The following is a 22,413-nucleotide window of genomic DNA, read 5'->3' as shown; positions in this document are numbered from 1 at the left end:
CCTCAGTCTCTCGCCACGCCCAGCTCCGCGCCCGCACCGACGACAGCCAGTGCCCCGTCCCTGTCCGTCCGCAGCACCACCGCACCCCCCGCACGCAGCGCCGCGACCGTGCCGGGAGCGGGGTGCCCGTACGGGTTGTCCCTCCCGCAGGAGATCAGAGCGATCCGCGGAGCGGCCCTCCGCATGAGCTCCGGATCCTGGTAGGCGGAGCCGTGATGGGCGACCTTGAGCACATCCACGGCCGTCAGCCCACCGGCGACGGGCGACCTCAACAGCGCCCGCTGGGCAGGTGGTTCGAGGTCCCCCAGGAGAAGCATCCGCAGTCCGGCCGACCGGACGAGCAGGGCGACACTGGCGTCGTTCGGACCGTCCGGCACAGGGCCCGGCGGACTCGGCCCCGGCCACAGCACCTGCCATTCGAGGCTTCCCGTCCGGCGTCGCTCCCCCGCCACGGCCCGCGTCACCTCGATGTGCCGCGCGGCCGCCTCCCGCCGGACGAACTCGGCCTGGTCCGGCGGCTCCTCGAAACCGGTCGTCTCGATCGCCCCCACGGAACGACCGCGCAACACCCCCGGCAGCCCCGCCACATGATCGGCGTGGAAGTGCGTGAGCACGACGAGTGGAATCCGGGTGACACCGAGCGCGCTGAGACAGTGGTCGACCAGTCCCGGGTCCGGCCCGGCGTCCACCACCACCGCGGTGCCGTCGCCCGCCGCCAGTACCGTCGCGTCGCCCTGCCCCACGTCGCACATCGCGAACCGCCAGCCGGGCGGCGGCCATCCCGTGATCACCCTGGTGAGCGGTGCCGGCCGCACCACGACCAGCAGGAACACCACCAGACACACGCCGAGCGCCCAGGGGTGCTTCAGGAGCCGTCGGCCGAGGAGCACGACGGCCGCCGTGGCCAGGGCGAGCAGCAGCGCCCCCGTCCAGCTTCCCGGCCAGTCCACGGCCCCACCGGGCAGGGCCGCCCCGGCTCGGGCGATGTCCGCGATCCACCGGGCCGGCCAACTCGCGCACCACGCCAGTGCCTTGGCCACAGCCGGGGTGAGCGGGGCGGTCGCCAGCGCCGCGAATCCCAGCACGGTGGCCGGCGCGACGGCGAACTCCGCGAGCAGATTGCACGGCACCGCCACCAGGCTCACCTGTGCCGAGAGGACGGCGACGACCGGTGCGCACAGCGCCTGTGCGGCTCCCGCGGCCGCGAGCGCCTCGGCCGGCCGGGGTGGCACCCCGTGTCCGCGGAGTGCCGCGCTCCAGCGCGGGGCGAGCGTGAGCAGGGCGCCGGTCGCCAGGACGGAGAGCAGAAAGCCGTAGCCACGGGCCAGCCAGGGGTCGTACAGCACCAGCAGCAGCACGGCGGTGGCCAGCGCGGGGATCAGTGATCTGCGGCGGCCGGTCGCGATGGCGAGCAGGGTGATCGAGCCACAGGCCGCGGCCCGCAGCACGCTCGGATCCGGCCTGCAGACGATCACGAAGCCGATGGTGACCGCGCCGCCCAGCAGCGCGGTCGTCCGCAGCGGAACGCCGAGTCGAGGTGCGAGGCCGCGTCGCTCGGCGCGCTGGGCAAGGCCGGGCGGTCCGATGAACAGGGCCAGCAGGATCACGAGGTTTCCGCCGCTGACCGCGAGCAGATGCGTGAGATCCGTCGCCTTGAACGCGTCGTCCAGCTCCGGTGTGACCCGTGCGGTGTCCCCCACGACCAGCCCCGGCAGCAGGGCCCGTGCGTCCGCTTCCAGTCCACCGGTCGCCTGCCGCAGTCCCTCGCGCAGCCGGCCGGCGAACCGCTGCGGCCCGGACGGCTCCCCCACCACCTGTGGCGGCCCGCTCCCCCGCACTCGCAGCACTGCCGCGACCCGGTCGCCGTCCGACAGCGCGGGCGCCAGCCGCCCTGCCAACCGCACCCGGGTGGACGGCAGGAGCCGCAGCCAGGGCGACCGCCGGTCGGCCGGTCCGGGCGAGCCTCTCGGCGACCTCGCGTCGACGATCACCAGCACCGGCGCACGCGTCTCCACGGCTCGCCCGTTTCCGTCCGCCCGCGTCACCCGCCGGACCTCGGCGTCGAGCAGCACGGCGGTCGGAGCCGCGTGGTCCCCCTTGATCCGGGGCCGGGTGAGCCGTGCGTCGGAGGTGACCTCCGCCTCGACGATCACGTGGGCGAACTGTCGCGCCAGGGAGGGGACCGGCCCTCGGCGCACATCGGCCCCGTGCAGTCCCGCGGAGGCGGCGGCCGCAGCGGCGCAGAGCAGCACGGCGGCGGCGGACACCCGCGGCCACGTCGGCGGCGTCGCCCGCGACCCGTCCCGCCGGCCCGTGCCGTGCGTGCGCCCGCGTCCAGCCGCCAGCAGGGCGCAGGCCACGACCACGCAGCCCACCACCACAGCGGTGGTCCAGCCGACCGGCGCGTCCAGCGTCAGCGCCGCCGTCGCCCAGGCCGCCAGAGCGGGCGGCACGAGCCGCAGGTCCGCCGGTCCTTCCTCCTGGGGATGCGCCCTCCCCAGCCGCTTGCCCGAGGCCGCGTGCACGGCCCGGCGATTCCTGGCCTCGCGGCCGTTCCCGGCCACACGGGTGTCCCGTGTCTCGGGGGTGTTCCCGACCTCACGGATGATCCCGGTCTCGCGCGTGTTCACGGCCGCACGAGATTCTGCAGATCGGCGAACCGGCGCTCGCCGATTCCGTTGACCTCGCGGAGCTCGTCGACCGAGCGGAAACCGCCGTGCTCGGTGCGGTACTCGATGATGTGCCGGGCGAGCACCGGACCGACACCGGGGAGGGTGTCGAGCTGGTCCACCGTGGCCGTGTTGAGGGAGACCGGAGCCGATGGCGCCGTCCCGGAGCCGGGTCCGCCCGCACCACCTGTGAGGGTGCCACCGCCCGTGACCGGCGCCGCCGCGAGTGCCGGAGCGCCGACGACGACCTGCTCGCCGTCCACGAGGAGGCGCGCGCGGTTGAGACCCTCCGTGCTTGCCCCCGACCGCACCCCGCCCGCGGCCCGCAGCGCGTCCTCGACCCGCGATCCGGCGGGCAGGCGCTGGAGCCCGGGACTGCGCACCTTGCCGCTGACGTCCACCACGATCACGGTTCCGGCCGGGCCCGCGGTGTTCGCCGACCCGGCCGGGCCGCCCGGCTCCGCCGGCGACGGTTCCCTGACCCCGCTTCCGCCTCCCGGCTCCTCCTTTCCGCCGAAGGGAGCGACCGCGCGTACCGCTTCGGGAGCCCGCACCGGCTGTGTCCGGCCCGCCCAGAAGTGCTGCACGGCGAAGACGGCGGCGACGACGAGCAGCACACCGAGCGCCGCCACGCTCCGGCGCTCCAGGCCGCACCTCGACTGGAGCCACAGCGGCATCCGCTCCCGTACGGCGAGCCCGGCCCGGTGGCGCCAGTCGGCCGTGGCTCCGCGCGCGGGAACGCCGGTGCCCGCGGGACCGTCCGGGTCCGGCGCCGGAGACGCTCGATCTGAGGGCGTGTCGGGCGAAGGACCGTCACCGCTCCGCGAGGACCGGTCCCCGCCCAGGCCGCGGGCGGTCCCGAGCCCGGCCGAGGTTCTCGCCCTGGGAGCTCCCCCGTCCCGGTCCGCCCCCGGTGGTCCGTGCCCCGACTCCCCTTCCTCCCGGCCCGAGTCGGGGAAGAGCGCCCGCGCGCGCAGGCGGAGCGCCTCGGCGGGGGCGTCATGGCGCCGGACGTCGGCGCCGGAGCGGCTTCGCGGGTGCGGACGGCGAGGGTGGGCGCGGCGCTGGTGCGTGCGGCCGTCGGAGACGGGACCGCGCCCCGGTCCACTGGTCGGTGTGGCTGTGCGTGAGCGGGATCGAAGTGCCATGCGTCGAGGATCCGGCACCTCGCCAGCTCGCGATGATCTTGCTCAATTCCGGTGGACGACCCACGAGTTGTGGACAACTCCGTCACCCGCGGGGCTCACGGCCGACACACCCGGCCCGGCCGGCACGGCATACCCCGCATACCCGGCTTCGCATTCGCGGCTTGGCCTTCCCGGCCTGTCCGCCACGGCGTACCCGGCCTGCCATTCCCGGCCTGTCCGCCACGGCGTACCCGGCCTGCCATTCCCGGACTGTCCGCCACGACGTACCCGGCCTGCCATTGCTGGCCTGTCCGCCACGGCATACCCGAAGTGACCGGCCCGGCCCGCACGATCGCCACGGCCGACGCGATCAGCACGGTCGGCCCACCGGTTCCCCCGCCCTCACCGGGGCGAGATGACGGCCCCCAACAACCCGGGCCCGGTGTGCGCCCCGATCACCGCCCCGACCTCGCTCACGTGCAGATCGGCCAGACCCGGCACCCGTGCCCGCAACCGGTCCGCGAGCGCCGACGCCCGCTCGGGGGCGGCCAGGTGGTGGACGGCGATGTCGACCTGGGCGCTGCCCGCGCGTTCGGCCACGATCTCCTCCAGGCGGGCGATCGCCTTCGAGGCTGTGCGTACCTTCTCCAGGAGTTCGATACGGCCGCCGTCGAGTTGCAGCAGTGGCTTCACCGCGAGCGCGGAGCCGAGCAGCGCCTGCGCCGCACCGATCCGGCCGCCGCGGCGCAGATAGTCGAGGGTGTCGACGTAGAAGTAGGTGGAGGTGCCGGCGGCCCGCTTCTCCGCGGCCGTGACCGCCTCGTCGACGGTGCCCCCCGCCTCCGCGGACTGGGCCGCGGCCAGTGCGCAGAACCCGAGGGCCATCGCGACCATCCCGGTGTCCACCACGCGCACGGGCACGGGAGCCTCACGCGCCGCGAGGACCGCCGCGTCGTAGGTGCCGGAGAACTCGGCGGACAGATGGAGGGAGACGATGCCGGTCGCTCCCGACCCGGCGATCGCGCGGTAGGTGGCGGCGAACACCTCGGGACTGGGCCGGGACGTGGTGACGGGGCGCCGTTTCTGGAGTGCCTGGGCCAGGGAACGGGCCGAGATCTCGGTGCCTTCTTCGAGCGCCTGGTCGCCGAGGACCACGGTCAGGGGTACCGCGGTGATGCCGTGGCGCTCCATCGTCCGGGGCGGCAGGTAGGCCGTTGAATCGGTGACGATCGCGACATGGCGGGACATGAGCTGGAGGTTACCCGCCGGGGCGCCCGGACGGCAGCCCGGCCCCTTTCACCTGGGGTCCAGGTCGGGTCAAGTCGTGCTCTCGGGGCGGGGCTTCTTCTGCCAAGGGTAGGTGGGACGCCGCACCGGCGGGGTGATGGCGGAGCGCGACGGCTCGTCGGCCGGGTGCGACGCAGGGGGCGCCGGCCAGGTCCGGCTGCCGGAGGCGGTCGCGTCCGGAGCCGGTGCGTCGGGCCAGGAGGACGTGGCGCTCGGCTCGGTCGTCCAGTGCCGCAACGCGCCCGCCTCGACGTCGATCTGCGCGCTCAGCGAGTCCAGATCGTCCTCGGCGAACCGGCGGGCCCGGTCCCGCGCGGCCCAGCGCAGCGAGTCCGCGGACCCGGTGATCCGCTCGGTGCGCTCGCGCAGTCCGGGCAGCCGGGTGGCCAGGGTGCTCTTGTCCGGTTCCGTCTCCAGGCGCTTGAGCTCGTCGTCCAGCTCCCGCCCGTGCGCGCTGAGTCGCTCGAAGAGCCCCAGGGACTCCCTCAGGGACTCGTCCTCGCCCACGCCCGCGTGCAGCGCGTCCTGTGTGGCCCGCATCGACGTGCGCAGCTTCAGCCGCAGCTGGGCGATCTCGCCGGCCGCGCCGAATTGGGTGAAGGTCCTGGCGCGGAGCGTGCTGTCCTCGACCGTGCGGCGGGCCTGGGAGATCGTGCGGTCCACGCCGCGCCTGGCGGCGCCGATCACCCTCACCGTGGCATAGGCGCCCAGGACCACGAACAGCAGGAAGAGCAGGGCGATCACTGCGATCACGGCTTCCACCACGCTCCTCCTCCCGACGGTCGCGGCGGTTGCCACGACACTCCTCAACGGTAAACGCAACGGGCAGGTCCGGAGTTCCGGAAGAACCCCGAACCTGCCCGTAGGGGACTACCCCGACGTCCCTGCCCGAAAGCGGCCGCCCGACCGGGAGACCTCCGGTCCGCCCTAGGCGGTGACGATGTTCACCAGCTTCGGCGCCCGCACGATCACCTTGCGGATGCCCGCGCCGTCCAGCGCCGCGACGACCTTCTCGTCGGCCAGCGCGATCTTCTCCAGCTCCGCGTCGGAGATCGACGGGGAGACCTCCAGGCGCGCCTTGACCTTGCCCTTGATCTGCACGACGCAGGTCACGGCCTCGTCCACGACGTACGCCGGATCGGCCACGGGGAAGTCCTGGTGGACCACCGAGTCCGAGTGACCCAGCTTGCGCCACAGCTCCTCGGCGATGTGCGGGGCCAGCGGCGCGATCAGCAGCACCAGTGCCTCGGCGACCGTCCGCGACACCGGGCCGCCCGCCTTGGTCAGGTGGTTGTTCAGCTCGGTGACCTTGGCGATGGCCGTGTTGAAGCGCAGGCCCTCCAGGTCCTGGCGCACGCCGTCGATCGCCTTGTGCAGGACCCGCAGCGTGTCCTCGTCCGTGCCGGTGCCGTCGGCGCTGTCGGCGCTGTCCTCGACGACGGTGACCTCGCCGGTCGTCTCGTCGACGACGTTGCGCCACAGACGCTGCAGCAGCCGGTACTGGCCGACCACCGCGCGCGTGTCCCACGGTCGCGACACGTCCAGGGGGCCCATCGCCATCTCGTACAGGCGCAGCGTGTCCGCGCCGTACTCGTCGCAGATCTCGTCCGGAGTGACCGCGTTCTTCAGGGACTTGCCCATCTTGCCCAGCAGCCGGGAGACCTTCTCGCCCTGGTAGTAGTACGCGCCGTCGCGCTCCTCCACCTCGACGGCCGGTACGGCGATGCCACGGCTGTCGCGGTACACGAAGGCCTGGATCATGCCCTGGTTGAACAGTTTGTGGAACGGCTCCGCCGAGGAGACGTGGCCCAGGTCGAACAGGACCTTCGACCAGAAGCGCGCGTACAGCAGGTGCAGCACGGCGTGCTCGGCGCCGCCCACGTACAGGTCGACACCGCCGGTGGGCAGGCCCTCGCGCGGGCCCATCCAGTACTGCTCGATGGCCGGGTCGACCAGCTTCTGGTCGTTGTGCGGGTCCAGGTAGCGCAGTTCGTACCAGCAGGAACCGGCCCAGTTGGGCATGGTGTTGGTCTCGCGGCGGTACTTCCGCGGGCCGCGGCCGTCGCCCAGGTCCAGGGTGACGTCGACCCAGTCCTCGTTGCGGGACAGCGGCGTCTCCGGAGAGGTGTTCGCGTCGTCCGGGTCGAAGGTGCGCGGTGAGTAGTCCTCGACCTCCGGCAGCTCCAGGGGCAGCATCGACTCGGGCAGCGCGTGGGCGACGCCGTCCTCGTCGTACACGATCGGGAAGGGCTCGCCCCAGTAGCGCTGACGGCTGAACAGCCAGTCGCGCAGCCGGAAGTTGACGGTGCCCTCGCCGATGCCCCTGCGGGCCAGCCACTCGGTGATGCGCGCCTTGGCCTCGACGACGCCCAGACCGTCCAGGGCGACCTCGGCGCCCGAGGAGTTGACGATCTTCGCGTCGTACGAGGCGAAGGCGTCGTCCCACGTCGAGGGGTCGGTCCCCCGGTCGTCGCTCGGCTCGACGACGCAGCGCATCGGCAGCTCGAAGGCGCGCGCGAACGCGAAGTCGCGGGTGTCGTGCGCCGGGACGGCCATGATGGCGCCGGTGCCGTAGCCCATCAGTACGTAGTCGGCGATGAAGACGGGGATCCGCTCGCCGCTGACGGGGTTGGTGGCGTACACGCCGGTGAAGACGCCGGTCTTGTCCTTGGCCTCGGCCTGGCGCTCGACGTCCGACTTCGACGCGGCCTGCGCGCGGTAGGCGGCGACGGCCTCGGCCGGGGTGGCGTGCGCGCCGGTCCACACCTCGTGGGTGCCCTCCGGCCAGGCCGCCGGGACGAACTTGTCGACCAGCGGGTGCTCGGGGGCCAGCACCATGTAGGTGGCGCCGAACAGGGTGTCCTGGCGCGTGGTGAAGACCGTGATGGCCTCGCCGTCGACCGGGAAGTCGACGCGGGCGCCTTCGGAGCGCCCGATCCAGTTGCGCTGCTGCAGCTTGATGGCCTCGGGCCAGTCCAGCGCTTCCAGGTCGTCCAGCAGGCGGTCGGCGTACGCCGTGATCCGCATGTTCCACTGCCGCAGCTTGGCCTTGAAGACGGGGAAGTTGCCGCGCTCGGAGCGGCCGTCCGCGGTGACCTCCTCGTTGGCCAGTACGGTGCCCAGCCCGGGGCACCAGTTGACGGGCGCGTCGGAGGCGTACGCCAGCCGGTACTCGCTCAGGGTGTCGGCGCGTTCGGTGGCGGTCAGCTCGTTCCACGCGCGCGCGTGGCCGTCAGCGCCCACGACGGCACGGTCACCGCTCTCGAACTGGGCGATCAGCGCGGAGATGGGACGGGCCTTGTCGGCCTCGTCGTCGTACCAGGAGTCGAAGATCTGCAGGAAGATCCACTGGGTCCACTTGTAGTACTCCGGGTCGATCGTGGCGAACGACCGGCGCTTGTCGTGGCCCAGGCCCAGCGAGCGCAGCTGGACCCTCATGTTCTCCATGTTGGCCTCGGTGGACACGCGCGGGTGCGTGCCGGTCTGCACGGCGTACTGCTCGGCGGGCAGGCCGAAGGCGTCGAAGCCCAGGGTGTGCAGGACGTTGTGCCCGGTCATCCGCTGGAAGCGGGCGAACACGTCGGTGGCGATGTAGCCCAGCGGGTGGCCCACGTGCAGGCCCGCACCGGAGGGGTACGGGAACATGTCCATGATGAACTTCTTGGGCTTGGCGGCCAGCTCGGCGTCGCCCGCCAGGTCACCGCTGGGGTTCGGCGCCTCGTACGTGCCCTCGGCGTCCCAGAAGTCCTGCCAGCGTGCTTCGATCTCCGCGGCCATGGCGGCCGTGTAGCGGTGCGGCGCTGCCACCTCGGAGGCGACAGCGGGGTTCGTCTCGCTCATGATCCTCAAAGCTCCATCGATCGTCTCTGCCAGCGGCTCAGAAATGAAAAATCCCCTCGCACAGGAGGGGAGGCCGCGCCGATTCCGACCACGGGTCGTCAGTGGTCGGGACTGATCAGCGCGGCTCACTAAGCAGAAGGCGTACGGCACGCATGGCGTCAGGGTACCGCAGCACCCGCGCGCGTCGCGACGCGCTTCCGGGGCACGCGACACGCCGCGCGACGGTCACGATCGCGCCAAAAAACTGAACAATATTCAAATATAACTTCGCGTAACGGACTCTAAGGGACAACACAAGGGCCTGGCGGCCCTTTGGTAACAACGTAATAACTCAATCTCGTATCCCTCACGAGGGACTCGACCTAGAGTGCCGCTTCGGGACCGCTTCCCCGAACCGTTGGGAGTAACCCCCCTATGAACCCTCGTCGTAATGGCAGCACTCTTCCCCGCCCAGGCCGCTCCGCCTATGGAGTGGCCACCGCTGCCATTCTGCTTCTCATACCCGTGGTCGTACTGGCAGGAGGCAACGGAGTCCGGGACTTCCTCAACTTCGGCGCCGGCGTGCTGTCGCTGGTCGCGCTCTCCTGCTCCGTCATCTGGGGGCTGGTGGCGACCGACCGGCTGTTCCTGAACACCCGCCAGCGCCTGGTGGCGCAGGCGGTGCACCGCACGACCGCCGTGTCCTCGGTCGCCTTCCTGCTGCTGCACATCACGGTCAAACTGGCGCTCGACCACACCGTGCTGATCGCCGCGCTGATCCCGTTCAGCCTCGGCGTCTCCGGGACGGCCGGACTCATCGGCTTCGGCTCCCTGGCCGGACTGCTCATGATCTTCACCGCCGTCACCGGGGCGCTGCGCAGCGCCTTCGCGTCCCCCGCCCCGATCGCGGCCCGCTGGCGCGCGATGCACATGCTGGCCTACCCGGCCTGGTGCTCCGCCCTGATCCACGGCCTCTACGCGGGTCGACAGGCGAAGCCGATCTTCACGATCCTGTACAGCCTGTGCCTGGTGGCGGTCATGGCCGCGCTCGCGCTGCGCGCGGCGCCCGCCCCGTACAAGCGCAAGGTCGCCGACCGGGTCCTCGCACTCCTCGGTGAAGGCAACGGCTACAGCGCCCGCATGGCACGCGAGGAACAACTGACCGCGTCCCGTGCCGCCCTGGCCGAGAACACCATGCCGGGCTTCGCACCGCGCTCCGGCCGGCAGTCCGCGGGAGACCCCTTCGTGCCGCCGCAGCGCACCCCGGGCCCCGAGCAGTCGCTCTACCAGACCCCGGCGGACCCCGCCGCGGGCGGGGCGCCCGGTTTCGCGGCCGCCTACCGGGCCATGTCGGGAACGCCCGGCGGGAACGCGGGGGCCGCGCCGACCGAGCGCTTCCAGATGCCGGTGAACACGCAGCCCACGGAGACGTTTCCGCGCGCCGACGGCAGCAGCCCGTCGGGCAGTTGGCCCATCCCCTCCCCGCCGCCGGTCGGCGAGGCACCGCGCTCCGCGTACGACCCGCTCGCCGACACGGGATACAACATCCCCGTCTACGACAATTCGGCCACGGCCGGGTACGGCACGAGTGATGTGTACGACACCGGTGAGACGAACCCCGCCTTCGGCACGTACAACACCAACGACACGTACGACAGCGGTCCCACGACTGACGTACTGCCGGGTGCCTTCGACGCTCCTGGCTCCGGTGAACCATGGAACGCCCCTTCCGGAGGCTTTAAGTGAACGAGGCCCTGCCCGACGTCCCGGAGGTCCGCGTCGTCGGACTTCCGCAGCTCACGTCGGGTTTCGACCTGGTTGAACGGCTCGATCTGCCCATGCACCTCAAGGTGCACGGGCCGCTCGAGCCGATGGGCGGTGAACAGCTCGCGGGCCTCGCCGAGGCCATCAACCTGAAGGGCCGCGGCGGCGCGGGCTTCCCCTTCGCCAAGAAACTGCGCTCGGTCGCCGAATCGGCCATCAGCAAGGGCATCCGGCCCGTCGTGGTCGTCAACGGAAGCGAGGACGAACCCGCCTGCCGCAAGGACACGGTGCTCATCAACCGTGCCCCGCACCTCATCCTGGACGGAGCCCTGCTGGCCGCGGAGGCCATGGGCGCGCGCACCCTGGTCATCGGCGTGACGCGGGAGTCCACCCAGAGGTCCATGGAGGCCGCGCTGGCCGAGCGCGGCCTGAGCGACCGGCGCGGATCGCCGCTTCGCGCGCGCGTGCAGCGCAATCCGGTACGCATGGTGACCGGGGCCGCGGCCTCGCTCATCCGCTCCATCGACGGCGGCCCGGCCATCCCGCCCGGCCGCAAGATCAGCGCGTCGCAGACCGGCGTCGGCGGCGCGCCCACGCTGCTGTCGAACGCCGAGACGTTCGCGCAGCTGGCCATCGCCGCCCGCATCGGCCCCGACCGCTACCGCAACACCGGCCTGTACGACGAGCCCGGCACCGTCATGCTCACCGTCTCCGGCGCGGTCGCGCGCCCCATGGTGATCGAGGTTCCGACCGGCGTACCGCTGCGGTACGTGCTCCAGCTCGCCGGTGCCCCGCCCATGCCGCAGGGCGTGCTGACCGGCGGCTACCACGGCAAGTGGCTGGACGCGGCGACGGTCAACGAGGCGATCGTCTCGCGCAACAACCTGGACGCCGTGGGCGGCGCGCTCGGCGCCGGCGCCATCCTCCCGATCACCCAGGAGACGTGCCCGCTGGGCGAGTCGCTGCGAGTGGCGCAGTGGCTGGCCGAGGAGAGCGCGGGACAGTGCGGTCCCTGCTACCTCGGCCTGCCCGCCGCGGCGCGCGGTCTGGAGGACATCCTCAACGGCGGCGGTCCGGCCGCCCTGGAGGCCGTGAAGCAGGTCGCCAAGGCCGTGAAGCGGCGCGGCGCGTGCTCCCACCCGGACGGCTCGGCGATGTTCATCGAGTCGACGATCAAGGCGTTCACCGACGACCTCGCCGCGCACGTTCTCGGAAACGGCTGTGGAAGGCCCGTGGAGGGCGTTCTGCCGCTCTTCGAGGGCGGCCAGACCCCGACGGGCATCCCGGGCGGCCAGGCACTGGAGGAGGCGGGCCCCAGCCGCCAGAAGATCTACGTCGACTGGACCCTGTGCCGCGGGCACGGCCTGTGCGCGGACATCCTGCCCGAGGTCTTCGAGCTCGGCGCGGACGGGTTCCCCACCGTCGCGCAGGCGCAGGTCCCCCGGTACGCGGAGGCGAAGGCCCTGCGGGCCGTACGCCGCTGCCCGGCGCTCGCCCTGCGCATCGAGGAGGACACCAGATCCTCCGCGCCGGCACGCAACAACCTGCCGGTGCTGTCCCAGCGCCGGGGCCGCCGGGCGCTCGGCAGCGGCCGCTGAACACCACGAAGGCGGGCCACCCGGATCGGGTGGCCCGCCTTCAGATCCTGTGGAGCTAAGGAGAATTGAACTCCTGACCTCCTGCATGCCATGCAGGCGCTCTACCAACTGAGCTATAGCCCCTTGTTCTGCTCCGCCCGGTCTCCCCGGCGGCGAAGCAAACATTACACGGTCCTCCCCGTGGACCACCAAATCGATTCCGCGCCGCTCGGACAATACGGACATGCGGGATAGTGTCGGCCTCCGTGACCGTGATCGCCCTCCCCCGTGTCCGCCGCCACGCGCCCCTCGCCCTGGGGGCGTGCCTGTTGTCGTTCACCGCCTTCTGGTGCGCGCAACGGGCCGCGCACGTGTCCATGATCGACCTGACGGTGTACCGGGCGGAGGGCGCGACCGTCCGCGCGGGCGGCGACCTCTACGCGCTGCGCACGACCGAGGCCCATCTGCCCACCACCTACCCGCCGTTCGCCGCCCTGCTGTTCACACCGTTGACCCTGCTGGACCCGCCGGACCTGCGGACGCTCGCGACGGCCGGGAACCTGGCCCTTCTCGTGGTGTTCGTGACGCTCTCGCTGCGACTCGTCGGCCACGCGCGCGTGCGGAGCGTGTGGTGGACGTCGGCGGCGGCCGTATGGTGCGAGCCGGTGTGGACGACACTGCGCTACGGGCAGGTCAACCTGCTGCTCGGCACACTGGTGCTGTGGGACCTGACCGGACGGCCCGTACGACGCTGGGCCGGTGCGGGCATCGGGATCGCCGCGGCGGTCAAACTGACCCCGGCGCTCTTCGCGGTGTTCCTGCTCGTCGCCGGCCTCGTGGAACAGGCGCGCCGGGGCCAAGGAGGCCCCTGGCTGCGCCACGCGCGCGGGGCGGCCGTCGCGTTCACCGGGGCGACGCTGCTCGCGGCCGCCGTCCTGCCGTACGACTCGTGGCGCTTCTGGACCCGGATGGTCTTCGAGACGGGCCGGGTCGGACTGGTGGAGGACACCGCGAACCAGTCGCTGCGCGGGGTCCTGGCCCGGCTGCTGCACAGCGCGCACCCCGGCCCGTGGTGGATCGCCGCGGCAGCCGTGGTGGGGGCTCTGGGGCTCACAACCGCAGTGGCCGCGGAACTGCGTGGTCTGCGGGCCTGGGCGGTGGCCGCCTGCGCGGTGACGGCGCTGCTGGTCAGTCCGGTGTCGTGGTCGCACCACTGGGTGTGGTGCGTGCCGTTGACGCTGCTCCTCGCGACCCGCGGGAGGGTGTCCGCCGCCGCTGCCACCGCCGTGGCCTTCTGCTCGTACGCGCTGTGGTGGGTACCGCACGGCCCCGGCCGGCTCGAACTCCACCAGAACGGCGTCCAGTCGGCGCTGTCGGCCCTCTACGCCGGAGCCGGCTGCGCCTTCCTCGCCCTTCTCTGGGTCAGGCTGTCGCGAACGAGTAGAACCGCTTGAGCGTGCAGTGCTCGTCGAGGAGCCGCCCGTAGATCGGCTCGCCCTCCAGCTCGCGGTACGTCTCGATCGGGTCGCCTTTTATGATCAGCGCCCGCGCGCACTCCTCGCACCAGTACTGGTAGTCGTGGTTGACCGGTTCCATGTCGCGGACGATGGGCGTACCACTGCCGCACCAATCGCACTTTCGCCTGTGCGCACCCATCGATCAGCTCCAGCTGTGGCCGCAGGCCGTGCACACATAGGGGATCCCGCCGCTGTCGCCGAGGACCTCGGCGATGTGGACGGATCCGCGGGAAGGACAGTCGGGGCGAGCGGCTCTTCTCCGTTTCGGTGCCACTTCGAGAAGATCGTGGACCTCCTCGAGGATGCTCGCAGGCATCGCTTCTCCCTCCCGTCGGGCCGCGCCCCCTTCCGGCCGTTTGATTCTGCCACGGCCGGAGCAATACGGTCAGCGACGCCTTCGTACCAGTCCGGACACGGCACCCGACGTAGCCGTCGCGGCCAGCGCATACGTGCACATGAGGAGCGCGTCCGCAGAGGTATACGCCCCCGGGACCCCAAGTGACTCAAGCGGGTTCAAGAAGAGTGTGCCGAAGGTCGCGCGGCGGCCCGGGGCACACAAAAAATCCCGCCCCCACAGGGGACGGGATCTTCCTCACCGATCTTCGACGACTCCGGAGAGCCGATCTGTGGAGCTAAGGAGAATTGAACTCCTGACCTCCTGCATGCCATGCAGGCGCTCTACCAACTGAGCTATAGCCCCTTGCGTTCTTCCCGCCCTGCGGGGCGAACAAGAAGAACTTTAGCCTGCGACCTGCCGGAAAGTGAAATCCGGTCCCGACGGGTCCACGGGACCGGACAGAGGGCCGCTCGATCCGCTCAGTCGTCGTCTCCGAGCACCGGCTCCGGCAGCGTGCCGGCGTTGTGCTCCAGCAGTCGCCAGCCCCGCGCGCCCCGTCCGAGGACGGACCAGCAGCAGTTGGAGAGGCCGCCGAGACTCTCCCAGTGTTGCGACTCGAGGCCGAGCAGACGCCCGATGGTCGTACGGATCGTGCCGCCGTGACTGACGACCATGAGGGTGCCGTCCTCGGGAAGTTTGTCGACGTGCCGCAGCACCACGGGAGCCGCGCGGTCGGCGACCTCGGACTCCAGTTCGCCCCCGCCGCGGCGCACGGGCTCGCCGCGCTTCCAGGCGGCGTACTCGTCGCCGTACCGGCCGAGGATCTCCTCGTGCGTCAGGCCCTGCCAGACGCCCGCGTAGGTCTCCCGCAGGGCCTCGTCGTGGGTGACGTCCAGGCCGGTGAGCTCGGCCAGCTCGGCGGCCGTGGCGGTGGCGCGCCTCAGGTCCGAGGCGACGATCGCGTCGGGCTCCAGCGAGGCGAGCAGCCGGGCGGCGCGCCGGGCCTGGCCGATGCCGGTCTCGGTGAGCTCGACGTCCGTGGAGCCCTGGAAGCGGCTCTCCACGTTCCAGGAGGTCTGGCCGTGCCGCCACAGGATGACGCGGCGGCCCCGGCCCGGCTTCCTGCCGGCCCCGGCGGTCACCGCAGCTCCTCCAGTTCGGCGGAGTCCTCCTCGGCCCGCAGCTTGGAGTGCTCGGCGGTCTTGCCGCGGGTGGCCTTGGCGTCGGCCGGCAGATCCAGCTCGGGGCAGTCCTTCCAGAGCCGCTCCAGCGCGTAGAAGACGCGCTCCTCACTGTGCTGGACGTGCACGACGATGTCGACGTAGTCGAGCAGCACCCAGCGGGCCTCGCGGTCGCCCTCGCGGCGCACCGGCTTGACGCCGAGCTCCTTGCTCAGGCGCTCCTCGATCTCGTCGACGATCGACTTGACCTGGCGGTCGTTGGGTGCGGACGCCAGCAGGAAGGCGTCGGTGATCGAGAGCACATCGCTGACGTCGTAGGCGATGATGTCGTGCGCGAGCTTGTCGGCGGCCGCCTGCGCGGCGGTCTTGATGAGCTCGATGGAGCGGTCCGTGGCGGTCACTACGCGGCTTTCCGTCGGCGGTCAGTAATGACTCAAGGGTCTCACGGACAGCCGAGGGCACCCCACGCGTTTCCGCGGCCGTGCCCCAAAAGCCCCGGGGCACGGCCGCGGACACCTCGCGATCGCGGCCGTCACCGCCGATCACGCGGAGTCACCCGGTCGGGGTACTCACCTTGTAGTCCTGGCCCAGGACCACGGAGACGTCCGCGTTGGACGTCGCCTTGCCCTTCTTCACGGCGCTGGTCGGCAGGCCCAGGGTCTTCGCCACCTCGACGGCGTCGTTCTTCTTGGCGACGTCGGTGTAGGTGATCTGGGACACGCTCTGGGCCGCGGCGGCGGTGCCGGAGTCCAGGAAGGTGTAGCCGCCGTTGACCAGGACGACGCGGGCCTTCTCCGTGGCGGACTTCACGCCGGTGGCGTTCCTGATGCCGACACGGACGGCGGCGCCGGCGTCGGGGCTCTTCGCGGTACCGCCGAGCACGTCCTTGACGACGCTGTCGGTGGCGCTCTCGCTCAGGGTGCCGTCCTGTTGCACGGGCAGCAGCGCGGTCTTGTAGTCGCCGCCCTTGGCGAGGTCGGCGAGCTTGGCGAGGAAGACGCCGAGGTCCTGGTCGGTCAGCGGCGGGTCGAGGATCTGCGCGAGGGTCTGCACGGTGGTCGTCGCGGCCTGCTTGTCGGACGACAGTTTGCGCAGCACGCCCTGCATGACCTGCCCGAACCGCTCCAGCTGGGCGTTCTGCGCCTCGCCGGGGGCGCGGTAGGTCGCGTAGGCGACGGCCGCCTTGCCGCTGAGGGTCTGGTCCTCGCCCTTCTTCACGAGGGGCGCCTCGCCCTTCTTCTTGGCGCCGGGGTCGGGCACGGCGGTGTCGGTGGTGATGTCGATGTTCCCGACGAGTTCGACGAGGTTGCTGAGATAGGGGGTGTCGAGACGCCAGGTGCCCTGGATGTCGGTCCCCAGCACCGTGTCGATCGCGTCCTGCGTCCCGGAGGAACCGTCGTCGTCCACGGACTTGGCGAGCGTGGTCGTCGTACCGTCGTCGCCCGTCAGGGCAAGGGAGTTGGGCAGCAGGACGGTGGTGCCCCGCTTGGTCGTCGTGTTGTCGACGAGCAGCGCGGTGGAGGTGCCGCCGCCCTTCGTGTCGTGCAGGTGGACGACGAGCACGTCGCGGTTCTGGGCGCTCGACGCCGTCGTCGCGGCGGGCTTGTCGTGCGAGGTGGTGCCGGGCAGCTTGCCCGCGTACCAGAGGTAGCCGACACCGCCGACCACGACTAGGGCGAACACCACGACCAGGGCGACGATCCGGCCGCGCGCGCGGCGGCGGGCCTCCTCGCGGCGTTCGGTGCGGTTCTCGGTGAACTTCAGCCAGTCGATGACGTCCTCGGACTCGGCTTCCTGCTCCTCGACGAACGCGAACTGCTCGGTGCGGTAGTCCCGGTCGGCCCGCGGCCCACCGTCCTCCGTGGGGCCCGCCTGCTGCGGGATGTACGCGGTCTGCCCGGCGACCCGCGGCTGCTGCCCGGTGCTCGTGGCACCGGCCGTGCCCTGGGTCTGCCCGTCGTACCCGCCGTACCCGGCGTGCCCGTCCTGGGCCGGCCGGCCGGTCTGCACCGGCTGGCCCGGCTGAGCTGTCCGACCCGCCCGGCCCGTCCGTCCGCTCCGCCCGCCGCGCTCGGTCTGCGCCGGGTGCGCCGACTGGGCCGTGTGGGGAGGCTGGGGCGTCGGGGCCGACTGCCCGTAGGGGTCGTACGCCGTATCCGCCCCGTCGGGAGCGGACGCGCCGGCTCCGTACGGGTCGTACGCGGGGACGGACGCCTGCTGACCGGTGTCGTAGGAGGACACCGGCTGCTGACCGGTGTCGTAGGAGGACACCGGCTGCCGGCCGGTGTCGTAGGCCGTCCCGCCGTTCGCGTACGGGTCGTAGCCGTAGCCCCGGGACTGCTGGGGCTGTTGGGGCTGCGCGTACGGGTCGTAGTTCTGCTGGGACGGCTGGGGCGGCACCTGCCGGTACACAGGCTGCCCGAACTCGTCGTAGCCGACGAGCTCGTACTGGTCGCCGCCCGCGTATCCGTCGTATCGGTCGTTCACCGGTGCCCCTCTCGGCTCACTCGCCGCGGTACAGCTCACGCTTGTCGATGTAGCGCACTACACCGTCCGGCACCAGATACCAGACGGGATCTCCCCTGCCGACCCTCGCACGACAGTCTGTCGACGAGATGGCGAGCGCGGGAACCTCGACGAGCGAGACCCCGCCCTCGGGCAGCCCGGGGTCGGTCAGGGTGTGGCCTGGCCGGGTGACCCCGATGAAGTGCGCGAGGGAGAACAGTTCTTCCGCGTACCGCCAGGTGAGGATCTGGCCGAGCGCGTCGGCGCCGGTGATGAAGAACAGGTCGGCGTCGGGGTTGAGAGCGCGCAGGTCGCGCAGGGTGTCCGTGGTGTAGGTCGGTCCGCCGCGGTCGATGTCGATGCGGCTCACCGAGAACTGCGGGTTCTCGGCGGTCGCGATGACCGTCATCAGATAGCGGTCCTCGGCCAGGGAGACCTTCCGGTCGGTCTTCTGCCACGGCTGCCCGGTCGGTACGAAGATCACCTCGTCGAGGTGGAACTGCGCGGCGACCTCGCTGGCCGCCACCAGGTGCCCGTGGTGGATCGGGTCGAACGTCCCGCCCATCACGCCCAGACGGCGCTTGCCGGGATTCGAGGGGCCGTTGCGGCGGCCGGTCGTCAGCCGGCTCACGCCGCCACGCGCCGCGCCACCCGCGGCGTCGCCGACGGAGCCGCTCTCCGAGTCACTCGCCGGACCGGTAGGCATGTCCTGCTCTCCCATGCGTGCAGACCCTACCGGCCCGGTCGGCGGGCTCCGCCCGACAGGGGTCCCGGTGACGGCCGCGGATGGCTGAAAGGGCTCAGCGGTCGCGGTTGAAACGCGTCGTGATCCACAGCAGCAGGAGCAGGACGAAGAGGGCGCCGCCACCGGTCAGGAACGGGCTGAGGCTCTCGTGGTTACCACCGTGCTCCTCGCCCTCGGCGGCAAGAGTGACCAACTGTGCGGCAGTGCTGTGGAAGCTCATCTCGGCAGGACCTATCCGATGGAGGTCCCCCCGCTCGAGCGGAGTCGAGAGTGGGGGAGGGCGGGATAACGACGTCGGCCCATCGTAAGCGGGTGCCCCGGCCGCGATCACGCCGACTCCGCCGTTGGGGAAGCCCGTTGCCGCGCGCGACGGTCACCGGCGCCCCGTACGACGGTCCCGGCGCCGGTTCTCCCGGCGCCGTGCGCCCCGGGCTGTGCTCAGTCGTCCTCGCGCTTGTACCCCCGCAGCAGGAACCAGGCGGTCAGGGCCAGTCCGACGATCATCACGATCAGCACGACGCGGAGCAGATCGCCCGGGCCCTGCTTGTCTGCCGCGCTCGCGGCCTCGGTGAGCCAGGCGGCTGCGGGGATGTGCTCCATGGCGTACGACTCCTTCTCTGTACTGCCCGTCCACGGTATCTCCGCCTAGGCTGGGCCGTGCCTTGGGGGCACATAGGGCACTCTGACGCACATGGGGGAACACATGTCTGACGACAGTCATCAGGGGAACGGGCACGAGAAGGTGCCGAGCAGGCAGCGCAGGCGCTTCGAGGGGATCTCCTCGCGGGCGTACGAACACCCGGCGGACCGCTCGGCCCTGGTGGCCCTGCGCAAGCTCACCGGATTCGACACGGTCTTCAAGGCCCTGAGCGGCCTGCTGCCCGAGCGCAGCCTGCGGCTGCTGTTCCTTTCCGACTCGGTGCGCGTCTCGGACGCCCAGTTCGCGCACCTCAACGCCATGCTGCGGGACGCCTGTCACATCCTGGACCTGGAGAAGGTCCCGCCGATGTACGTCACCCAGGACCCGCAGCCGAACGCGATGTGCATCGGCCTGGACGAGCCGATCATCGTCGTCACGACCGGACTCGTGGAGCTGCTGGACGAGGAGGAGATGCGGGCCGTCGTCGGGCACGAGGTCGGCCACGCGCTGTCCGGTCACTCCGTCTACCGCACGATTCTGCTCTTCCTGACCAGCCTCGCCCTCCGGGTGGCCTGGATCCCGCTGGGCAACCTCGCGATCATGACCATCGTGACCGCGCTGCGGGAGTGGTTCCGCAAGTCGGAGCTGTCGGCCGACCGGGCGGGGCTGCTCGTCGGGCAGGACCCGCGGGCCTCGATGCGCGGACTGATGAAGATCGCGGGCGGCAACCACCTGCACGAGATGAACGTGGACGCGTTCCTCGCGCAGGCCGAGGAGTACGAGGCCGGGGGCGACCTGCGCGACTCCGTGCTCAAGATCCTCAACGTCCTCAACCGTACGCACCCCTTCACCACGGTGCGCGCCGCCGAGCTGAAGAAGTGGGCCGAGTCCCGCGACTACCAGCGGATCATGGACGGTCACTATCCGCGGCGCAGCGAGGACAAGGACACGTCGGTCTCGGACTCGTTCCGGCAGTCGGCGTCGAGCTACGCGACGGATGTGAAGAACTCCAAGGACCCGCTGATGAAGCTGGTCAGCGACATCGCGGGCGGGGCGGGCGACCTCGGGGGCCGGGTACGGCGCGGCTTCGGCGGCTTCGGCGGCTCCCCCAAGGACGCTCCGCCGCGGGGCGGGCGGGACGGCGACGAGCGCCCCGGTGACACCGGCCCGGACGACGGCCGTCCCGGCGGTGACGGGGGTTCCACGGGCGACGCGGGACCCAAGGGCGACGGCTGACCGGACTCCGCGCCGCTCCGCCGGTCGCTGATCACCCCGGTGCCACCCCGTGGCACCGCCCCGGGACCGCCGGGCGGCGGCGCGCGGGTCAGGTCAGATCTTCGGCTGCGCGCTCGTCGCCAGCGACCCGCACAGCGCCGCCGCGCTGCCGGTCGCGTACGGGTCGGTGGCGGCCGGGCCGCCCGCCTTCGCCGTCTGCCCGGCGAGCAGGGGACGCAGCCGGTCCACCGAGGCGTCGGCGCAGGCGAGCGGTCCGGCCTGGAGGGAGGAGACGACCAGCTCGGCCTGGTGCATGCGCAGGTCGTCGCGGTCGAAGCGGAAGTGCAGCTCGCGCCGGACGGTGAACAGGGATGCCTTCGCACGGCTGTCCGCGCCTGTCGGCCTCAGGGCGTAGACGAAGGTGTGGTCCGCGACGACCTCGAGGGTGTCCGGGCCGGATTCGGCGGCCTGGAGGGTGCCCTGGACCCGGATCCTGAGGTCGGCCAGCTCGGTGCGGGCGGTGTCGAAGCGGACCAGCCAGCCGGTGGGCGCGTGCCGCCCGTCGGCGGCCGGGTGGGTGAAGCTCTGGTCGAACTGGTCGAGCTGCTGGGGGTCGAGCAGAATCCGTACCGGCCGGTCGGTGCCGCCCGTGAGCACCTCCGGGTCGAGCGAGGACTTCACCAGGTAGTCCTTGGCGGTCGTCAGGGCGGCGACGACCTGACTGTCCGAGAAGTGCGCGGTGCGGCGGGAGGCGGGCAGCGCGATGCCCTCGGCGCCGACACCGAACTGCGCCGCGGGACTGTGCGCGTACAGGTCGTCGACGTTCGTGGCCCCCGGCACGGGGGTCTGGGGCGCGAGGGGTATGACCGTCATGCGCAGCGGCTCCGGCGGCTGGGCGACGGGGTTCTGGTACGGGTGTCGTACGCCCATGTAGATCGCGGTGCCGAAGGCGACGGCTATCAGCAGGACCAGGATCAGCGCCTGCCGGGACAGGCCGCGCTGGAGTGCGGGACGGCGGCGTACGGCCGGGGCGTGGTCGGCCATCCGCTCCCGCGCGGAGAACTCCTGGAGGCGGGCAGCGCGGACGAACGACTCGTCGAAGACGACGGATCGGTACTCGTCCTCTCCACCTGCGGGAGCGCCCTCGGGTGTCCCCTCAGGAGGGTCTCCAGGCCCGCCCATACCTTCAGGGTAGGTCTCCGGAGCCCCTGGTAAACGCGGTGGCGCACGACAAGTTCTGACAGGATCCCACCAAGACCACCCGGGATCTTCAGGGTGTTCGAAGGGTCGACAACGCCGCTGGTGTCACGGGGTTCGGGGCACTGCCGGCACGGCCGGGTGGGAGTACTGGGCCGAAGCCGAGGGCCCGGTGCCGGTGACCTTGTCCCGGCCTTGCTCGAGGCCGGTCGAGGCCGGTGAGGGGACCTGGTCCTGGTGGCCCGAGGAGGCCCCCCGGTAGACCGCCGTGAAGGCCAGGGCGACCATGCCGATGCCCATCACCAGGGCCAGCACCCAGGCCACCGGACGGTGCCAGCGGGCCTGCTTCCCGTAGGCCCTGCCGTACGCTCCCGGCGCGCCGTAGCGGCCGTCCAGGACCTCGGTGTCGTCCAGGTCGTCCCTGTCCGGGTCACGTCCGTGTCCGCGGTGGCCGTCGGGGCCGAAACCGTCCTCGTAACGCTCGTCGTCGCCGCGGGTGCCCCGGGCGTGCGCCCGGCGCGCTTCCGCCTCGGATGCCTCCGCGCGGGCCTGAGCGGCTGCCAGCAGGCGTTCCACGGCGGTCGGCTCGTGGATCACCGCCGCCCGGACGAAGTCCTCGTCGAAGACCACGGAGGCGAACTCTTCGTCCGCACCCCCGCGGTCGCGGTCGTCGTCGGGCTCCCAGCCGTCAGGGAACGGCGTGCCCCCCACGTCCTCCGGCACGGATCCAGAGTAGACCTGGGGGGTCATTTTGGGCAGACGGTATGGAAATTCATCCGCCTGGCGAGACGGCCGCGGCGCGGGCCTCTCCGTCGCGCGCCGTATGACCTGCG

General features: G+C 71.8%; 19 protein-coding genes, 2 tRNA genes and 1 pseudogene. 4 read left to right on the top strand and 18 right to left on the bottom strand.

The window, feature by feature from the left end:
• Nucleotides 1-2: 2 nt before the first annotated feature.
• From ACFVTC_RS07565 to leuS, 5 genes are all read right to left on the bottom strand, one after another.
• A complete protein-coding gene (locus ACFVTC_RS07565) occupies nucleotides 3-2,525 on the bottom strand; it encodes a ComEC/Rec2 family competence protein (protein ID WP_390125484.1) in 2,523 nt (840 codons plus the stop codon).
• Nucleotides 2,526-2,626: 101 nt separating this feature from the next.
• Nucleotides 2,627-3,817, bottom strand: coding sequence for a helix-hairpin-helix domain-containing protein (locus ACFVTC_RS07560; RefSeq protein WP_390124962.1), 1,191 nt, complete (start codon nucleotides 3,815-3,817; stop codon nucleotides 2,627-2,629).
• Nucleotides 3,818-4,198: 381 nt separating this feature from the next.
• Nucleotides 4,199-5,044, bottom strand: coding sequence for a DegV family protein (locus ACFVTC_RS07555; RefSeq protein ID WP_390124959.1), 846 nt, complete (start codon nucleotides 5,042-5,044; stop codon nucleotides 4,199-4,201).
• 69 nt (nucleotides 5,045-5,113) lie between these two features.
• On the bottom strand, nucleotides 5,114-5,845 hold the full coding sequence (locus tag ACFVTC_RS07550; protein ID WP_390124956.1) for a hypothetical protein: 732 nt from the start codon (nucleotides 5,843-5,845) through the stop codon (nucleotides 5,114-5,116).
• 165 nt (nucleotides 5,846-6,010) lie between these two features.
• Nucleotides 6,011-8,923: a leucine--tRNA ligase gene (leuS, locus tag ACFVTC_RS07545; protein WP_390124953.1), complete on the bottom strand. Its 2,913-nt coding sequence runs from the start codon at nucleotides 8,921-8,923 to the stop codon at nucleotides 6,011-6,013.
• Between the two features lie 414 nt (nucleotides 8,924-9,337).
• On the opposite strand from leuS, the gene ACFVTC_RS07540 reads away from it, so the two are divergent.
• Both ACFVTC_RS07540 and ACFVTC_RS07535 read left to right on the top strand, forming a co-directional pair.
• Nucleotides 9,338-10,648: a cytochrome b/b6 domain-containing protein gene (locus ACFVTC_RS07540; RefSeq protein WP_390124950.1), complete on the top strand. Its 1,311-nt coding sequence runs from the start codon at nucleotides 9,338-9,340 to the stop codon at nucleotides 10,646-10,648.
• The gene (locus ACFVTC_RS07535; RefSeq protein WP_168528066.1) at nucleotides 10,645-12,264 is read left to right on the top strand and encodes an NADH-quinone oxidoreductase subunit NuoF family protein; all 1,620 of its coding nucleotides are present in this window, start codon (nucleotides 10,645-10,647) and stop codon (nucleotides 12,262-12,264) included. Before ACFVTC_RS07540 ends, ACFVTC_RS07535 begins: the two co-directional genes overlap by 4 nt.
• A gap of 50 nt (nucleotides 12,265-12,314) precedes the next feature.
• On the opposite strand, the gene ACFVTC_RS07530 is transcribed toward ACFVTC_RS07535, so the two are convergent.
• A tRNA-Ala gene (locus ACFVTC_RS07530) sits at nucleotides 12,315-12,387 on the bottom strand.
• Nucleotides 12,388-12,509: 122 nt separating this feature from the next.
• On the opposite strand from ACFVTC_RS07530, the gene ACFVTC_RS07525 reads away from it, so the two are divergent.
• Nucleotides 12,510-13,697, top strand: a complete 1,188-nt coding sequence (locus tag ACFVTC_RS07525) for a glycosyltransferase 87 family protein (protein WP_390124947.1) — start codon at nucleotides 12,510-12,512, stop codon at nucleotides 13,695-13,697.
• Here the strand turns inward: ACFVTC_RS07525 and ACFVTC_RS07520 are convergent.
• The 10 genes and pseudogenes from ACFVTC_RS07520 to ACFVTC_RS07475 all read right to left on the bottom strand — a co-directional run bounded on the left by ACFVTC_RS07520 (nucleotide 13,666) and on the right by ACFVTC_RS07475 (nucleotide 19,128).
• Nucleotides 13,666-13,899 carry a hypothetical protein gene (locus ACFVTC_RS07520; protein ID WP_010986886.1) on the bottom strand — a complete coding sequence of 78 codons (234 nt, stop codon included), beginning with the start codon at nucleotides 13,897-13,899 and terminating at the stop codon, nucleotides 13,666-13,668. The two genes, ACFVTC_RS07525 and ACFVTC_RS07520, sit on opposite strands and share 32 nt — an antisense overlap.
• Before the next feature lie 3 nt (nucleotides 13,900-13,902).
• The gene (locus tag ACFVTC_RS07515) at nucleotides 13,903-14,076 is read right to left on the bottom strand and encodes a hypothetical protein (RefSeq protein WP_390124944.1); all 174 of its coding nucleotides are present in this window, start codon (nucleotides 14,074-14,076) and stop codon (nucleotides 13,903-13,905) included.
• A 69-nt stretch (nucleotides 14,077-14,145) separates the two neighbouring features.
• Nucleotides 14,146-14,298: pseudogene (locus tag ACFVTC_RS07510) on the bottom strand (MFS transporter); the annotation flags it as partial.
• An 89-nt stretch (nucleotides 14,299-14,387) separates the two neighbouring features.
• Nucleotides 14,388-14,460, bottom strand: a tRNA-Ala gene (locus ACFVTC_RS07505).
• 116 nt (nucleotides 14,461-14,576) lie between these two features.
• The gene (locus ACFVTC_RS07500; RefSeq protein WP_390124941.1) at nucleotides 14,577-15,239 is read right to left on the bottom strand and encodes a histidine phosphatase family protein; all 663 of its coding nucleotides are present in this window, start codon (nucleotides 15,237-15,239) and stop codon (nucleotides 14,577-14,579) included.
• Nucleotides 15,236-15,679: a ribosome silencing factor gene (rsfS, locus tag ACFVTC_RS07495; RefSeq protein ID WP_390124938.1), complete on the bottom strand. Its 444-nt coding sequence runs from the start codon at nucleotides 15,677-15,679 to the stop codon at nucleotides 15,236-15,238. Before rsfS ends, ACFVTC_RS07500 begins: the two co-directional genes overlap by 4 nt.
• A 151-nt stretch (nucleotides 15,680-15,830) precedes the next feature.
• On the bottom strand, nucleotides 15,831-17,765 hold the full coding sequence (locus ACFVTC_RS07490) for an LCP family protein (RefSeq protein ID WP_390124935.1): 1,935 nt from the start codon (nucleotides 17,763-17,765) through the stop codon (nucleotides 15,831-15,833).
• Nucleotides 17,766-17,781: 16 nt separating this feature from the next.
• Nucleotides 17,782-18,504 (bottom strand): nicotinate-nucleotide adenylyltransferase, encoded by a 723-nt coding sequence (gene nadD / locus ACFVTC_RS07485; RefSeq protein WP_390124932.1) that lies wholly within the window; start codon nucleotides 18,502-18,504, stop codon nucleotides 17,782-17,784.
• A gap of 79 nt (nucleotides 18,505-18,583) precedes the next feature.
• On the bottom strand, nucleotides 18,584-18,748 hold the full coding sequence (locus ACFVTC_RS07480) for a hypothetical protein (RefSeq protein WP_168528072.1): 165 nt from the start codon (nucleotides 18,746-18,748) through the stop codon (nucleotides 18,584-18,586).
• A 218-nt stretch (nucleotides 18,749-18,966) separates the two neighbouring features.
• Nucleotides 18,967-19,128, bottom strand: coding sequence for a hypothetical protein (locus ACFVTC_RS07475; RefSeq protein WP_168528073.1), 162 nt, complete (start codon nucleotides 19,126-19,128; stop codon nucleotides 18,967-18,969).
• Between the two features lie 103 nt (nucleotides 19,129-19,231).
• Here ACFVTC_RS07475 and ACFVTC_RS07470 point away from each other — a divergent pair, with 103 nt between their 5' ends.
• Nucleotides 19,232-20,404: a M48 family metallopeptidase gene (locus tag ACFVTC_RS07470; RefSeq protein ID WP_390124928.1), complete on the top strand. Its 1,173-nt coding sequence runs from the start codon at nucleotides 19,232-19,234 to the stop codon at nucleotides 20,402-20,404.
• Between the two features lie 93 nt (nucleotides 20,405-20,497).
• Here the strand turns inward: ACFVTC_RS07470 and ACFVTC_RS07465 are convergent, their stop codons facing one another.
• Complete coding sequence (locus ACFVTC_RS07465; RefSeq protein ID WP_390124925.1) at nucleotides 20,498-21,565, bottom strand: hypothetical protein; 1,068 nt, start codon at nucleotides 21,563-21,565, stop codon at nucleotides 20,498-20,500.
• A 123-nt stretch (nucleotides 21,566-21,688) separates the two neighbouring features.
• Nucleotides 21,689-22,330 carry a hypothetical protein gene (locus ACFVTC_RS07460; RefSeq protein ID WP_390124922.1) on the bottom strand — a complete coding sequence of 214 codons (642 nt, stop codon included), beginning with the start codon at nucleotides 22,328-22,330 and terminating at the stop codon, nucleotides 21,689-21,691.
• Between the last annotated feature and the right edge of the window lie 83 nt (nucleotides 22,331-22,413).

It is taken from the genome of Streptomyces sp. NPDC057950 (assembly GCF_042887295.1).
GTDB classification, from domain to species: domain Bacteria; phylum Actinomycetota; class Actinomycetes; order Streptomycetales; family Streptomycetaceae; genus Streptomyces; species Streptomyces kaempferi.
Note: the sequence above shows the minus strand (reverse complement) of the source record. Positions and strands in the feature narration are given on the sequence as shown.

Coding starts and splice junctions, on each gene's coding strand:
- leuS (WP_390124953.1), bottom strand. CDS start 8,923: ATGAGCGAGACGAACCCCGCTGTCGCCTCCGAGGTGGCAGCGCCGCAC.
- ACFVTC_RS07555 (WP_390124959.1), bottom strand. CDS start 5,044: ATGTCCCGCCATGTCGCGATCGTCACCGATTCAACGGCCTACCTGCCG.
- ACFVTC_RS07470 (WP_390124928.1), top strand. CDS start 19,232: ATGTCTGACGACAGTCATCAGGGGAACGGGCACGAGAAGGTGCCGAGC.
- ACFVTC_RS07560 (WP_390124962.1), bottom strand. CDS start 3,817: ATGGCACTTCGATCCCGCTCACGCACAGCCACACCGACCAGTGGACCG.
- ACFVTC_RS07540 (WP_390124950.1), top strand. CDS start 9,338: ATGAACCCTCGTCGTAATGGCAGCACTCTTCCCCGCCCAGGCCGCTCC.
- ACFVTC_RS07460 (WP_390124922.1), bottom strand. CDS start 22,330: ATGACCCCCCAGGTCTACTCTGGATCCGTGCCGGAGGACGTGGGGGGC.
- nadD (WP_390124932.1), bottom strand. CDS start 18,504: ATGGGAGAGCAGGACATGCCTACCGGTCCGGCGAGTGACTCGGAGAGC.
- ACFVTC_RS07475 (WP_168528073.1), bottom strand. CDS start 19,128: ATGGAGCACATCCCCGCAGCCGCCTGGCTCACCGAGGCCGCGAGCGCG.
- ACFVTC_RS07465 (WP_390124925.1), bottom strand. CDS start 21,565: ATGGGCGGGCCTGGAGACCCTCCTGAGGGGACACCCGAGGGCGCTCCC.
- ACFVTC_RS07480 (WP_168528072.1), bottom strand. CDS start 18,748: ATGAGCTTCCACAGCACTGCCGCACAGTTGGTCACTCTTGCCGCCGAG.
- ACFVTC_RS07520 (WP_010986886.1), bottom strand. CDS start 13,899: ATGGGTGCGCACAGGCGAAAGTGCGATTGGTGCGGCAGTGGTACGCCC.
- ACFVTC_RS07515 (WP_390124944.1), bottom strand. CDS start 14,076: ATGCCTGCGAGCATCCTCGAGGAGGTCCACGATCTTCTCGAAGTGGCA.